At 68.3% G+C, this 932-nt stretch carries 2 protein-coding genes; both read left to right on the top strand.

All coding sequences use genetic code 11. The features are described 5' to 3' along the window. A partial coding sequence (locus tag AC08OV_RS23740) for a methyltransferase domain-containing protein (RefSeq protein ID WP_476620351.1) occupies window positions 1–543 on the top strand: 543 nt, incomplete at its 5' end. A 114-nt stretch (window positions 544–657) separates the two neighbouring features. Further along, the coding region (locus AC08OV_RS23735) for a HEAT repeat domain-containing protein (RefSeq protein WP_476620350.1) at window positions 658–932 on the top strand (275 nt) is incomplete at its 3' end.

The following is a 932-nucleotide window of genomic DNA, read 5'->3' as shown; positions in this document are numbered from 1 at the left end:
ATCGAGGAGGCCCCCGGTTTCGCGGGCCAATACGACGTGATCAGCATGTACCACTACCTCGAGCACACCACCGACCCGAAGGCGGAGATGGCCGCCGCGGTGGCTGCGCTGCCGGAGGGCGGGCTGTTCTCCATCGAGCTGCCCGACCCTGACTCCACCTGGGCCAAGGTCCTGGGTAAGTGGTGGATCTCGTGGTTGCAGCCGCAACACCTGCACATGATCCCGATCGCCAACCTGCGCGCCGAGTTGGCGGCGCTGGGCATGACGGTGGTGTCCGAGCAGCGGGCCGAGCCGCACAACGGGCAGGACGTGGTGAGCGCCGCGGTGCTCTCGATCAACGCCGGGCTGATCGGCGGGGCGGACCTGGCTTGGCGCCCGGCGCCGCCCTCCAAGCTGAAGGCGGCGCTGCGGATGGTCGCGTTCAACGCGAGCGTGCCGGTGCTGGCCCTGGCCTACCTGGTCGACGTCGTCACCAAGAAGCTCGGCGGGCACAAGGGGGTGTCCAACACCTACCGGGTGCTGGCCCGCAGGAACCCGCAGTGATCCCCCGGCCCGGCGATGTGTCGCGGGTCACTTGATTGTTGAGGATTTGCCGGGTCGTGGACTTGACCTTGACACGGTGACAAGGTGTTGGCTTCGTGTCAGGAGGTGGTCCCGATGGCAACGACCAATCGAGCCACGCAGAACGAGCGCATCGCCAACGCCTTGGGGGCCGACGACGCGTCGATCCGACTGAAGGCCGCCATGGCCCTCGGGTCGAACCCGATCCCGGAGCAGCTGGACACCCTGATCGAGCGCTGTGCGGTGGAGCCGGACTTCTTCGTCCGCGACATGCTGTCCTGGGCGCTGATCCGGCTGCCCTCGGAGCTGACGCTGCCCCGGGTCCGCCAGGAGCTCGACTCCGAGCGCACCCAGGCCCGTAGCCAGGCGCT

Source organism: Frankia sp. CeTa3Moorea, from assembly GCF_978021225.1.
This window is presented reverse-complemented; position numbering and strand designations above follow the sequence as displayed.